Genomic DNA, 12,166 nt, shown 5'->3' with positions numbered 1-12,166 from the left:
AGCGGGCCGCTTGGACAGGACCATCACCATCGAGCGCGTCACGACGACTGTGGACGATTTCGGCACCCCCATTTCGGGCTGGGCCACCGTCGCCACGATCAGGGCGCAGCGTATTCAGGCCACCACGGAAGAGTTCATGCGGTCCTTCGGGGCCAGCACCGAAACCGCCGTGATATTCCGCATCCGGCACATGGACGGGCTGACCCTTGCCGATCGCGTGAAGGAAGGTTCCGCCGTCTTCGATCTGAAGGAGATCAAGGAACTTGGACGGCGCGAAGGACTGGAACTTCGCACCGTAGCGACGGGGGGATGATCCGTGCCCATCAAGATTATCCGCAAGCGCAAGCCAAGTGACTGCACCCGTGACACTGCTTGCATCGCCCCGGACCCCATTGTTCCCGACAATCCGTTCCCGGAAATCCCGGACCCGTTCGGCTATGGACAGCGGGCTGTCGATTTCCTGCGCGGCCTGAAGCATCCCAAGTCCCGGCTTCCGGGCGGCGCGTTCCAGTTGGACCCGTGGCAGGAAAAGATAGTCCGCCAGATTTACGGCCCATGCGACGAGTTCGGCAATCGCATTGTCCAGTCCGTTGTCATCATGGTGCCCCGTGGCAACCGGAAGACCAGTCTGGCCGCTGCCCTGACCCTGCTGCACACCACGGGGCCGGAAGCCGTGCCGGGCGGCGAAGTCCTGCTGGCCGCAGCCGATCAGAAACAGGCGAAGATTGCCTTGCGGGAGGCCATCGGCCTGATTGAGGCCGGGGATACCCAGCTATGGCGGAAGGGACAGGGCAATGTCCGCTTCGACGCCGCCAGCCAGATAAAGCTCCAGGAATATAAGAACCGCATCAGCTTCCCGAACGGTTCATGGCTGGAGGCCCTTTCAAACGAGGCGGGAACCCAGCACGGGCGCACCCCCGTCTTCGCCCTGTGCGACGAAATCCACGCATGGCCGAAGCGCGACCTGTGGGACGTGATCGACACCGGGCTGGCCAAGGTGGACAACAGCCTTCGCGTCACCATCACCACGGCGGGCCGGGGGCAGGAGAATGTCGCCTTCCAAGTGATCGACTATGCCCGCCGCGTGGCGCGGGGCGAGATCGACGACCCCAGCACCTTGGCCGTCCTGTATGAGACGCCCGCCGATGCGGACTGGCAGGACGAAACGCTGTGGCACCTTGCCAATCCCGGCCTTGCCCACGGCTATCCCAGCCTGTCGGGCCTGCGCCGCATCGCCCGTGCCGCCGCGAACAGCCCAGCCGACCGGGACGCCTTCCGGCAACTTCACCTGAATGTCTGGCTGGGCCATAGCTCCACGCCCTTCGTGGACATGCCCATCTATGACATCGGGGCCAGCCCGTTCGATCTGGCCGAGCTGGAGGGCGAACCCTGCTGGCTGGGCGTGGACCTGTCGAGCAATTCAGACCTGACCGTGATTGTCGCCGCGTGGCGGGACGGCAACGGCGGCTATATCGTCCACCCTTGGTTCTTCTGCCCCGAAGACAATCTGCAACGCCGCGCTGACCGCGATGGCGTCCCCTATCCCTATTGGGCCGAACAGGGCTTCATCGAGCCGACGCCGGGCAATGTCGTGGACTTCCGGCATGTCGAGGACACCATACGCGACCTGTGCGAGCGGTTCGACGTGCGGGAAATCGCCTTCGACCCGCACCTTGCCCGCAACATGCTGAACAACCTGCTGGAGGACGGCTTTCCCGCCGTGGAGATGCGGCAGGGCTGGATAACGATGGCCCCGGCCATCAAGGAACTGGAACGCGCCATCATCGCGGGCAAGTTCCTCCATGGCGGGCATCCCGTCCTGCGCTGGAACTTCGACAATATAGCTGTCGAGACGGACAAGGCCGGGAACAAGTCCTTCCACAAGGGCAAGAGCCGCGACCGCATAGACGGGGCCGTTGCCGCCGCCATGGCCGTCGCCCGTGCCGCGACCGGGGAAGACACCCGATCAATCTACGAAACCGATGACCGGGCCGATGGCCTGTTGATTTTCTAGGGGACGCATCATGGCCACCGAAACAGAACAGCTTGTCGTTTCCCTTGAAGCCCGCATCCGGGACTTCGAGCGCAATTTCCAGCGCGCCAACCGGGCGGCGAATGACAATTTCGGCAAGATCGAAAACCGCGCCCGCGTATCGGCCCGCCGCATGGAAAAGAGCATGGCGGACGCCGCCACCGGCATGGGCAACCGGCTGAAGGGGCTGGCCGGTTCGCTGGCCGCTGCCTTCTCCGCCCGTGAACTGATTTCCCTGACGGACAGCTACACCCGGTTCCAGAACAGCCTTCGCGTGGCGGGCGTCGAGGGCGCGAACCTGAAATTGGTGCAGGACCAGCTATTCGCATCCGCGCAGCGATATGGCGTGGAACTGGAAACGCTGGGCCAGCTTTATGGCCGGGCATCACAGGCCGCCGTCGCGCTGGGGGCATCGCAAAGCGACCTGCTGAAGTTCACCAACAACATATCGGCGGCGGTGAAGGTGCAAGGCGGTTCCGTCCAGCAGGCATCGGGCGCGCTGCTGCAATTGTCGCAAGCCCTGCAAAGCGGGACGGTTCGGGCCGAAGAGTTCAATTCGATCAATGAAGGGCTGTTCCCGGTCCTTCAGGCCGTCGCGGCAGGCAATGAGCGGTTCGGCGGTTCCGTCGCCAAGCTGCGCGCCGAAGTCATGGCGGGCACCGTGTCCAGCCGGGAGTTCTTCGAGGCGTTCCAAGCGGGAGCGCCCATGCTGGAGGAACGCGCCGCCAAATCCGTCCTAACCACCAGCGCAGCATTCCAGACCCTTCGCAATGCCTTGGTGCAGTATTTCGGGGAGGCCGATCAGTCCAACGGCGCGACCGCCGCCCTTGCCGAAGCCATCAAGATGCTGGCCGATAATCTGGACATCGTTATCCCGGCCATCGCCACCCTGTCCGGCGCGCTGGGCATCGGCTTCGTCGTCAATGCCGCCCGTGCCGCCGTCGCTGCCCGTGGCGTGGGCGCGGCGCTGCTGGGGGCATTCGGCGGCCCCGTGGGCATCGCCATCACCGGCATCACCGTCGCCCTTGTCGGGCTGGCGTCCGAAACCGCCAAGACCCGCGCCGCCCTTGATGGCGTGGAGGCCATCACCAGCGATGCCGCCCGTGCCCTGAACGATGCCAAGGGCAAAGCCGATAGTGCCGCCACGGGCGTCCGGGGCGTGGGCAGCGAAGCCGCCGCATCGGAAACCAAGGTGCGGTCCTTCGCGGGGGCCGTGGGCGAAGCAGCGCAGGAGCTATACAATCTGGCGCGGGCACGGCAGGCAGCCTTGATTTCCGATCTGGAGGCCAAGCGGCAGGAAGCCAGCGTCCAGTATAGTGAGCTTTGGGGCCAGACCCGGCGCGGCCTTGATGCCCGTGTCCGGGGGGACGGGTCTATCCGCCACCAGATATTCAGCCTTGATGGCTGGAAAGCGGACCTGACCCGGCTGGGCCGTTCCATCGGGATGCTGGAAGACCCGGAAGCCGAACTTCAGGAAGGCATGAACGACCTGAAGGGGGCCATGGCGGATTATGATGCCGCGATTGCCGAGGCGTCCCGCAATCTGGAGAGGTTCGCCACCAATCCCCGCACCCCGGCCCCAGCCGGAACCAAGCCCACGGGCCGGACCCGCACCGGCAAGACCGATGCCGAGCGGGCAGCGGAAGCCGAAAAGCGACTTCAGGAACGCATCCAGCAGGCGACCGATGACTTGCGGCTCCAGCTTCGCCTTTCCGATCTACGCGCCGAAGGGCTGGACGTGCAGGCGGACAAGGAACAGGCTATCGCCAATATCCGCCAGCAGTTCCCCGAACTGGTGAACACCGAAAACGCGGCCTTGCGGGAACAGCTTGCCTTGATGGAGGGGCTGGCCATCGCCGCCGTGGACCGGGCGGAAGCCCAGCGGCAGGCGCAGGAACAGAAAGAGCGGGAAGAAACCTATTCTGGCATCATCGGGGACGGCCAGAACTTCATTCGCGATCAGGGCAATGAGATGCAGGCCATGGGCATGGACCCGCAAGCCGCTTCCGCGTTCCTGCATGAACAGGATATGCTCAATCAGGCCCAGCAGCAGGGCATCGAATTGACGGCGGGCCAGCGCGCCGAGATCGCCCAGCTTGCCCAAGGCATGGCTGCTGCCGAAGCCGCCACCACCGCCTTTGCCCAAGCCCAGCGCAACGCCGCCGAGCTATCGCGGTTCTTCGGGGACAGTGCCGTTGACGCCCTGCATGGCGTCATCACCGGCACCAAGAACGCGAAGCAATCCATTCTCGACATGACCAGCGCGCTTATCAAGATGGCCCTGCAATCCATGCTGTTGGGCAGCGGCCCCATGGCTGGCCTGTTCGGCGGACCCGCTGGGGGGCTTGGGGGCGTTATTGGCGGCCTGCTGGGCTTTGCCGAGGGCGGCCATATCCGAGGCCCAGGAACGTCCACCAGTGACAGCATCCCCATCATGGCCAGCAACGGGGAATATGTCATCAACGCCAAGGCGACCCGGAAGCATCTGCCATTGCTGGAGGCGATCAACAGCGGCAAGGCCCCGGCCTTCGCCACGGGCGGCAGGATCGGCGCGAGCCTGTCCAACACCTATGCCCCCAGCGTCAACGTGAACGTAGCAGGCGGACAGGACGCCCGCGTTGCCCGTCAAATCGCTGATGCCGTGGGCCAAGCCCTTGATAGCCGCCGCCCCGACACCTTCCGCCGTTCCGAAGCCCAGCAGCTTGCCAAGGCCCAGACCGCCATCAGCCGTGCCGGGACGCGCAACAACTGATCCGCTGGACGGCCATTTATGATCACTTAACTGCCCCCGTCCTATGCTGTCCCTATCTGGATACATCGGCGGGGGCGCATAATCTTGGTGACGTTCAATGAATTATTGAGCGCGAACGGAATTGATCCGGCGCAAGTAACCTTGCTGCGCCATAGCGGCAGGGCGCGTCTAGGCATCACCCCTTATGACCTATGGCAGCGGCGCGATGGCTCATTTGACAGATACCAGAGCACCCAAGCCCCCGGCAAAGCCCTGTTCCAATCGCCCTATTGGGCCAGCTTCGTATCCAACCCGGCGAATGAAACGCTGTTCGTCGGGCTGTATTCAGCCAGCCTTGGGGACCGGGCAGAAATCGACTGGGATTGCCCGATGACCGGGATGCCACCGGGGGCGGATAAAGGCCGCGAAGCCGACCTGTATCATCTAACCCTGCTGGACACTTTCCGGGAGCATCGGGGCACCCTGAAAATCCAATGGGATAACGGCTGGGTTGCATGGGCACGATACGCCTACCGGAGCGACCATGCCATTATCGGAGACGTGGACACCGGCCAGATTGTTGCCTTTGCCGCGTCCCCGGAAGGTGAAGCAACGTGGCAGATGCAACGGAAGGTGGAGCGCAGTTCCCGCATCGCGAAGGCCGCGCTGGCGAAGAACGCTGAAGCTCATGGGGGCGTCCATGTCTGTGAGGCTTGCGGCTTTCAGCATTCGGACCGCGCCATGTTCGACGCCCACCACCCGCATCCTATAGCGGCGGGGCCGAGAATGACGCGGGCATACAGCCTGATCGTCCTGTGCCCCGTATGTCATCGCCGTGCCCATCGCAGCCCGAACCGGATGCTGCCCTATGACCTGATGGAGCTTCGGGCGTGGAACGACGCGGGGCGGCCCTAACTGCTACCCTCCAACTATTAGCCGTTGCACACGTCGCAAATGGCAGCATCGCTAGTGACTGTCCCCTGCGAGACGGGGAACGGATTTCCGCAATGCAGGCATGTCGCGTATCCCGGACCCGATTGCCGCTGGCGTTCTTCGCGCTTACGTTGTTCTTGCGCCCATTTGCGCGTGCTGTCGTTCGACATCTTAATTCCCTACTCGTTTGAAAGAACCCCATCTTAGCACCGCCCAGTTAATCAATTCTTCTGGATTTTCGTTTGGATCGGCAGTTATTCGAGGCCCCTCATCACTATGAAAATCCACTGGCATGGGCAACAATGTTGTGATACAAGCCAGCTACCAGACACGCCTAAGTGCTTGAAAAATGGTGCCCTAAGAGGGGCTGTCAACCCCTCCCGTAGGGGTCACCAACTTTTCGGCGCATGTCTCTCATGATCGGCGGCCTTCGAGGGCGTCGGCCATTCGCCGTTCCTGCAATACCTGAAAAAACAATCCCTTGCAGCCCGCGATCAGCGGGCGGGTAAGCCGTGTGGTGCGTTTTTTGCCATATCGCTATTTACTAATAGTAATGATAATGACTTGCAACAATTCCCCGGAAGCGGTATCGGCGCGCAAAATTTCACAGGGGATTATATGAGACTCGCATATTGGGGCGTATCCTTGGCCGCGTTGATGATGCCGGCCGTCGCTGCGATGGCCGCCGAGGCGGAAGCGCCTGCGGCTGTCGCCGATGATGATCGCAAGGCGACGATCGTCGTCAACGGCCAGCTTACCTCGGTCGCCTCGATCAGCGGCACCAAGACGCAGGCGCCGTTGATCGAAACGCCGCAGAGCATCACCGTCATCGACAATGACGAGCTGGTCCTGCGCAACGCGCTGTCGATCAATCAGGCGCTGACCTATGTGGCGGGCGTCGGGCCGAACCAGCGCGGCAATGTCGCCGTCCGCTACGACCAGCTGACCATTCGCGGCTTCTCGCCCGCGACTTTCCTCGACGGCATGCGCCTTCAGGGCGGCACTTATTCCTCGCCGCAGATCGACTTCCACCGCATCGAATCGGTCGACGTCATCAAGGGCCCGGCCTCGGTGCTCTACGGCAACTCGACGCCGGGCGGCCTCGTCAACATGACGAGCAAGGTGCCGCAGGCCGAGGCGGCGGGCTCGATCGAAGTGGCGGCCGGCAATTTCGACCTGCTGCGCGGCGCGGTGGACAGCACCGGCCCGATCGACAGCCAGGGGCGCTTCCTCTATCGCATCATCGGCGGCGCGGAAAAGAGCGACGGCTTCGTCGATTATGCCGAGAATGAGCGCTATTATTTCAGTCCGATGATCAGCTTCGTCCCCGACGCGGCGACCTCGCTGACGCTGATCGCCGCCTATCAGCGCGATCCCAAGGGCGGTTCCTACGGCTCGGTGCCGCCGATCGGTTCGGCCGTGACCAACCCCAACGGCCAGATTCCCACCGATTTCTATGACGGCGAGCCGAGCTACGAAGCGTTCGACCGCAAGCAATATTCGCTGTCGGCGCTGTTCCGCCGCGATTTCAACGAGGCGGTCCGCTATCGTGCCAATGCCCGCTACATCAAGGTGAAGCAGCATTACCGCTCGGTCTACAACAGCAGCATGCTGCCCGACCTGCGGACGATCGTGCGCGGCGGCGGCGGGTCGGACGAGGAGTTCCAGACCTTCACCTTCGACAACAATATCGCGGCGAAGGTCGCGACCGGCCCGATCGAGCATGAGATACTGGCGGGCCTGGACTTCATCCACAATGAGGGCACCGGCTATCAGCGCTTCGTGACCGGCGCCGCGAACGGCATCCCCAATCTGGATATCTATGCGCCGGTCTATTTCGTCGCCATTCCCGACGTGCTCGCGGGCGTGCCGCCGACCTACACCCGGCGCGGCCAGACCGGCGTCTACGCGCAGGATCAGCTGCGCATCGGCGGCCTCAACCTGATCGGCAGCATCCGCAAGGACTGGTACCGGCAGCGGTCGACCACCTCGGGCACCAGCACCGTGCTCCAGCAGTCGAAGACGACCTATCGGGCAGGCGCGCTCTATGCGTTCAAATTCGGCCTTTCGCCCTATTTCAGCTATTCGACCTCGTTCGAGCCGCAGAGCGGCGTCAGCGTGACGGGCCAGCTTTTCGTGCCCGTCACCGGGCGGCAATATGAGGCGGGGCTGAAATTCCAGCCGCCCGGCACGGACACGATCCTGACCCTGTCGGTCTATGATCTGGCGCGCCAGAACGTGCCGGTTTCCGATCCCAACAATCCCGGATATTCGGTTCAGGTCGGCGAAACCAAGACGCGGGGCATCGAGCTGGAAGGCCGGGGGTCGATCCGCCCCGGTCTGGAGTTCAGCCTCGCGGGTACCTATATGGATGCCGAGTTCGCGCGCGGCAATCCGCCCGCCACCAACGTCGTCAACGGCGCGCAGCAATCGGGCGTCACCGGCACGCGGCCGCTCGCCATCCCCAAATGGACCGCTTCGTCCTTCCTCTCCTACGACCTGTCGAAGAACGAGGCGATCACCGGGCCGATCGGCGGCCTGACCATCGGCGCGGGCGTGCGCTATGTCGGCGGATCGGACGGCATCTACACGCTGGCGACCAACACGACGCCTGCCACGACGCTGACCCGGTTCCGCACCAGCGGCTATACGCTGGTCGACGCGGTGCTCGGTTACGATCTGGGCCGTCTGGGCGGCGGGCTGGAAGGCTTCAACGTTGCGGTCAATGCCAGCAACCTGTTCGACAAGCGGCATGTGACCAGCTGCCTGTCCACCAACTGGTGCTGGTTCGGCGCGCCGCGCACGGTCGTCGCCTCGCTCCGTTACAAGTGGTGAGGAGATGAAGCCGGCGCGTGCGGCCAGGCTGTCGGTGTGGGGGCGGATCGTGACCGCCGTCCCCCTCGGCTATGCGGCGACCAGCTTGCTGGTGATGGCGCTCGCGCGCCTGCTGCCCGGTGACCGCGCGCAGGCGACGGTGCTGGCGACCTTGCTGTCCTTCGGCATCTACGCCGCGCTGATCGTCTATGTCTTCGCGGCGTCCAGCGCGCGCAAGGCGTTTTTCGTCACGCTGGCGCTGGCCGCGCTGGGCGGCGGCATCACATGGCTTTCCATCGCCAGCGGAGGCCGGTTGTGAGCGCCGGGTTCCGCCAGTCGCAATCCTCGCTGCACACCTGGTCCGGCCTGATCGTCGGCTGGGTGCTGTTCACCATCTTCCTGATGGGAACGGTCAGCTACTGGCGGGAGGACATCAACCGCTGGATGCGGCCGGAGCTTGCGGGCGCCGAGCGGCCAGAGCAGGTCGTTGCGGGCGCCGTCGCCTATCTGCGGGACAAGGCGCCCGATGCGAAGAACTGGTTCATCTCCGTGCCGGGCAAGCATGAGGCGGGCGCCTCGCTGTTCTGGCAGCCCCGGCCGGTCGAGGGCCAGCCGCCCCGGCGCGGCCGCCGCGACACGCAGGCGCTGGTCGGCGCGGACGGCCAGCCGCTGCACGCGCGCGACACGCGCGGCGGCGAATTCTTCTACCGTTTCCATTTCGACCTGCATTATGTGCCGGTGATCTGGGCGCGCTGGTTCGTCGGCTTCTGTGCGATGGCGATGCTGGTGGCGATCATCTCCGGCGTCATTACCCACAAGAAGATCTTCAAGGATTTCTTCACCTTCCGCCGGGAAAAGGGCCAGCGCACCTGGCTGGACGGGCATAATGCGACGGCGGTGCTCGCGCTGCCGTTCCACCTGATGATCACCTATACCGGGCTGGTCACGCTGATGACGCTCTACATGCCCTGGGCGGCGGTGGCCAATTACAGCCAGACCGACAAGCTGTTCGACGCACTCTTCCCTTCGGCGGGGGAGGTCGTCCGCGCCGAAAAGCCCGCGCCGCTGGTCGATCTGGTGCCGCTGATGCGCGATGCCCGCGCGCGCTGGGGCGGGCGGGAGATCGGCACGATCCGGGTCGCCGAGCCGGGCGACGCCGCCGCGCGCGTCACGATCACCGCGAGCCAGACCGACAGCATTTCGGTGCGCACCCCCAGCATCGCCTATTTCGGCGCGACCGGCCGGGTGATCTGGCAATCGGACGGCGCGCAGAGCGCCGCCGAGGCCGCCGGGGTGATGATCGGCCTGCATGCGGGGCGCTATGCGCCCGATCTGCTGCGCTGGCTCTATTTCCTGAGCGGCATCGGCGGCACGGTGATGGTCGGCAGCGGCCTCGTGCTCTGGACCGTCAAGCGGCGGGAGAAGCTGTCCGATCCGATGCGCCCGCATTTCGGCTTCCGGCTGGTCGAGCGGCTCAACATCGGCTTCGTCGCGGGCCTGCCGCTGGCGATGACGGGCTATCTTTGGGCCAACCGCCTGCTGCCGGTGGAGATGGAGGGCCGCGCGGATTGGGAAATCCATGCGATGTTCCTCGTCTGGGGCGCGGCGCTGCTGGCGGGGTTCCTGCGGCCGGCGAAGCGGGCCTGGGTGGAGCAGTTCGCGCTGACCGGCGCGGCGCTGATCGCGCTGCCGCTGCATGACCTTGCCGGCGGTCGCGGGCTGATCGGCGCGGGCATGGCCGGGGACATGCGGATGGTGGCGATGAACCTGACCCTTCTCGTTCTGGGCGGCGCGTTCCTGCTGATGGCGCAAAAGGTGCACCGCTACCGGCCCAAGGCGAAGAGGGCGCGCAAGGTCCCGAAGGCGCCTGAGGCGCAGGCGATGCTGGAGGCCGCCGAATGACGCTGCTCGCCCTGCTCGTCGCCGTCGCGGCCTTCGCGTCGCTGGCGCTCTCGATGGAAAAGCATCATCAGGACCTGCTGAAGAAGCGGCCCTTGCCGCGCGACCGCCGCGCCTTCCGCATCGCCGGCTGGGCTGGGCTGGTGCTGTCCTATGCGCTGACGGTGGCCTCCTGGGGCGCGGCGATGGGCAGCATCCTCTGGTTCGGCCTGCTCTCGCTCGCCGCCGCGCTGGTCCTCCTGACCCTGAGCCGGATCGCCGCCCGCCCGTCGGCGAAGCGTTGACCCCACGCGCCAGTGCAGGCTTGAGCGCTGCTCATAAGCCTGCGGTAAAACTCGATTGAGGGGCGGGGAGCGGTCCATTAGGACTGGGGCTGCCGGGATGGAGCATGGCGGCGACGCCATGATGAAGGCGCGCCTCGCCGCGCGAAACGCCGTCCCCATGTCCTTTCGTCCAGATATAGGGGGGCCATATGGCCACATTGCTATCGCCTGCCGCCAGCGGGGAGCCGGATCGTCGCGACCCGCCGCCGCTTACCGACGCCTGGCTGGCCGGGATCACCGCCCGGCTGGCGGAAACGGCGGAAAGCTATGACCGCAGCGGCGCGTTTCCGCAGGCGAATTTCGACCTGCTCGGCCGCGAAGGGCTGATCGGCCTGACGGTCGATCGTCGCCTGGGCGGGCGCGGCGCGGGCTATGTCGACGCGTTGCGGGTATTGGCGGCGGTGGCGAAGGGAGAGCCTTCCACCGCGCTCATCCTGTTCATGACCTATGCGTTCCATGCCTCGCCGGACCGCAACCTGCGCTGGCCGAAGGCGATCTACGAGCGGCTGGCGCGGCAGGCGGTTGCCGGGGGCGGGCTGATCGGCACCTTCCGGGTGGAGCCGGAACTGGGCACGCCGGTCAGGGGCGGCCTGCCCAAGACCGTCGCCCGCCGGACGGAGCAGGGCTGGGAAATCACCGGCGAGAAAATCTATTCGACCGGATCTACCGGGCTGGACTGGTTCGCCGTCTGGGCGCGGACGGAGGGGGACGACCCGGCGCTGGGGCTGTTCCTGCTGGAACCGTCCAGCCCCGGCATCCGCATCGAGCCGGAATGGGACCATCTGGGCATGCGCGCGACGGTCAGCCACAAGGTGGTGTTCGACTGCGCGCCGCTGCCTTTCGATCATGCGGTCGATGTGCGCAAGCCGGAGGAATGGGTCGCGGGGCCGCAGGCCGACAGCCGGCAGGGGCTGTGGAACGCCCTGGCCATCTCGACCATCTATGACGGCGTCGCGCGGGCCGCGCGCGACTGGCTCGCCACCTATCTCAACCAGCGGGTCCCGGCCAATCTCGGCGCGCCGCTCGCCAGCCTGCCGCGCGTGCAGGAGAAATTCGGCGAGATCGAGGCGCTGCTCCATACCAACCGGGTGCTGATCGGCGAGGCTGCGCGCGCCGCCGACCTGGGCGAGCTGCCCTCGGCCACCGACGCCAATCTCATCAAGCATGTCGCGAACGCCAATGCCATCAAGGCGGTGGAGATCGGGCTGGAACTGACCGGCAACCCCGGCATCAGCCGCAACAATCCGCTGGAGCGGCATTATCGCGACGTGCTGTGCAGCCGGATCCACTCGCCTCAGGCGGACACGATATTGGTCGGCGCCGGGCGGGCCGGGCTGGCCATCTGAGGCTCTTGCCCCAAAGAAAAAACCTCCGCCGGGAAGGCGGAGGTCAAGGGGGCGGGCTTGGGGATGGGGATAGGGATAGATGGGAAAG

Annotated in this window: 9 protein-coding genes; all 9 read left to right on the top strand. The window is 65.2% G+C overall.

Features of this window, described 5'->3' with window-relative positions:
- Window positions 1-10 precede the first annotated feature (10 nt).
- The 9 genes from GGR43_RS01485 (at window position 11) to GGR43_RS01445 (ending at window position 12,078) form a co-directional block, all read left to right on the top strand.
- Complete coding sequence (locus GGR43_RS01485; protein ID WP_223177235.1) at window positions 11-313, top strand: head-tail adaptor protein; 303 nt, start codon at window positions 11-13, stop codon at window positions 311-313.
- A gap of 3 nt (window positions 314-316) precedes the next feature.
- Window positions 317-2,014, top strand: coding sequence for a terminase large subunit (locus tag GGR43_RS01480; protein ID WP_223177234.1), 1,698 nt, complete (start codon window positions 317-319; stop codon window positions 2,012-2,014).
- Window positions 2,015-2,024: 10 nt separating this feature from the next.
- Entirely contained in the window at window positions 2,025-4,784 is a 2,760-nt protein-coding gene (locus GGR43_RS01475) for a tape measure protein (protein ID WP_188070161.1), read from the top strand.
- An 84-nt stretch (window positions 4,785-4,868) separates the two neighbouring features.
- Entirely contained in the window at window positions 4,869-5,678 is an 810-nt protein-coding gene (locus GGR43_RS01470; protein WP_223177233.1) for a hypothetical protein, read from the top strand.
- Window positions 5,679-6,314: 636 nt separating this feature from the next.
- Window positions 6,315-8,531, top strand: coding sequence for a TonB-dependent siderophore receptor (locus GGR43_RS01465; protein ID WP_188070159.1), 2,217 nt, complete (start codon window positions 6,315-6,317; stop codon window positions 8,529-8,531).
- 4 nt (window positions 8,532-8,535) lie between these two features.
- A complete protein-coding gene (locus GGR43_RS01460; protein ID WP_188070158.1) occupies window positions 8,536-8,829 on the top strand; it encodes a hypothetical protein in 294 nt (97 codons plus the stop codon).
- The gene (locus tag GGR43_RS01455; protein WP_188070157.1) at window positions 8,826-10,412 is read left to right on the top strand and encodes a PepSY domain-containing protein; all 1,587 of its coding nucleotides are present in this window, start codon (window positions 8,826-8,828) and stop codon (window positions 10,410-10,412) included. Before GGR43_RS01460 ends, GGR43_RS01455 begins: the two co-directional genes overlap by 4 nt.
- Entirely contained in the window at window positions 10,409-10,693 is a 285-nt protein-coding gene (locus tag GGR43_RS01450; RefSeq protein ID WP_188070156.1) for a DUF3325 domain-containing protein, read from the top strand. Before GGR43_RS01455 ends, GGR43_RS01450 begins: the two co-directional genes overlap by 4 nt.
- Before the next feature lie 197 nt (window positions 10,694-10,890).
- Window positions 10,891-12,078 (top strand): acyl-CoA dehydrogenase family protein, encoded by a 1,188-nt coding sequence (locus tag GGR43_RS01445; RefSeq protein WP_425502143.1) that lies wholly within the window; start codon window positions 10,891-10,893, stop codon window positions 12,076-12,078.
- Window positions 12,079-12,166 lie beyond the last annotated feature (88 nt).

It is taken from the genome of Sphingobium jiangsuense, from assembly GCF_014196495.1.
GTDB classification, from domain to species: Bacteria; Pseudomonadota; Alphaproteobacteria; order Sphingomonadales; family Sphingomonadaceae; genus Sphingobium; species Sphingobium jiangsuense.
Note: the sequence above shows the minus strand (reverse complement) of the source record. Positions and strands in the feature narration are given on the sequence as shown.

What these genes read in the sequence shown, in the direction of transcription:
- GGR43_RS01450 (WP_188070156.1), top strand. Translation starts at nt 10,409, where the DNA reads ATGACGCTGCTCGCCCTGCTCGTCGCCGTCGCGGCCTTCGCGTCGCTG.
- GGR43_RS01460 (WP_188070158.1), top strand. Translation starts at nt 8,536, where the DNA reads ATGAAGCCGGCGCGTGCGGCCAGGCTGTCGGTGTGGGGGCGGATCGTG.
- GGR43_RS01465 (WP_188070159.1), top strand. Translation starts at nt 6,315, where the DNA reads ATGAGACTCGCATATTGGGGCGTATCCTTGGCCGCGTTGATGATGCCG.
- GGR43_RS01475 (WP_188070161.1), top strand. Translation starts at nt 2,025, where the DNA reads ATGGCCACCGAAACAGAACAGCTTGTCGTTTCCCTTGAAGCCCGCATC.